Origin of the sequence: Geminocystis sp. CENA526 (assembly GCF_050753365.1) — a bacterium.
GTDB lineage: Bacteria > Cyanobacteriota > Cyanobacteriia > Cyanobacteriales > Cyanobacteriaceae > Geminocystis.
In genome coordinates this window covers 1-1313 of record NZ_JBLZFY010000286.1, presented here as the reverse complement: position 1 = coordinate 1313, position 1313 = coordinate 1, and the positions used below count along the sequence as shown (strand labels likewise).

The following is a 1313-nucleotide window of genomic DNA, read 5'->3' as shown; positions in this document are numbered from 1 at the left end:
AACGATAATAAATCAAATAGTTATCTTTAAATTTTTGTTCATATTGATAATAATAATTTAGAGCATTATTTTCTTGATTTAACCTCTCATAAAGTAATCCTTGGTTAACTAAAATCCAGTAGGGGAAATCACCTTGAGAAATAGCTTTTTGATAATAATTGATTGCTTCTTTTAACTTACCTTCTTTTGCACAATACCAACCTTTTAAACCCCAAGCATAACTACTATTGGGAATTTGCTGACAAAAATCATCAATTTTTCTGCCGACATCTTGGGCATTTTTGGTGATAACAGCCTGTTTTAAGGCTAAAATAAGTATCGGATATACCCATTCTTGTATTTCCTTACTTTTATTACTATTAGATTGCTTAGACTTAAAAATGGCTTGAGTAGCAGGGGGAATTGTTGCTTTCCATTGTCTTTGTTGTGCTAAAATCCATGCCTTTACTCCCAAAGAAAAAGTACAATTACTATCTAAAGATAAGGCTTCATTAATGGCGTTTTCGGCTTCTTGCCATTTCCCTAGCTTACCTAATCCCCAAGCTAAATTACTTTTAATCCATGACTGTTGTGGCGTTAATCCAGAGGCTTTTTGTAAGTCTGATACTGCTTTTTGCCATTTTCCCTGACGACAAGCCATTAAGCCTAATATTCCATAACTTCTACCGTCATCAGGATTGAGTTTGATTGCCTGATTCGCAGTTATTTCGGCTTCTTGGGGATTAATATGGATTTGGATTAAGGCTAATTCTACCATTGCTTGACTATTATGAGGCTCATTTTGCAAACAATTTTGATAGGCTTTTATGGCTTCTCTTAAATTATTTTGCTTCACAAAATCTTGGGCTTTTTTATGGAGAGGAGAGAGAAAATTACCTTGTAAAGCCTTAATTAATTCTTCAGCAGTTTGGAATCTTTCTTCTATTTTAATCCGCATTCCTGTTAGAATAATATTCTCCATTAAAGGGCTAATTTCTGAACGTAATTGGCGAGGATAAATCAAGGGATCAATACCATTATTATGTAAGATAGAATCAACTCTTTCTGCGGAATCATTGGGTAATTTTCCCGTTAATAATTCATACATAGAAGCACACAAAGCATAAATATCCGTTGCGGAAAATCTTTTACTTTTGTTGCTATACTGTTCATAAGGTGCATATCCCATCGTTAAAGTTGTACTCATAACACTTGTCATGCCGTCCATAAATTCTTTGGTTGCTCCAAAGTCGATTAAGATAGGGTTATCTTGATTATTAATAATAATATTTTCTGGTTTGATGTCTCGGTGAATGATGTTTTTGCTATGGATA

General features: G+C 33.7%; 1 protein-coding gene. It reads right to left on the bottom strand.

Features of this window, described 5'->3' with window-relative positions; all coding sequences use genetic code 11:
* The coding region (locus ACN4EE_RS23430; RefSeq protein WP_431708918.1) for a protein kinase domain-containing protein at positions 1-1313 on the bottom strand (1313 nt) is incomplete at both ends.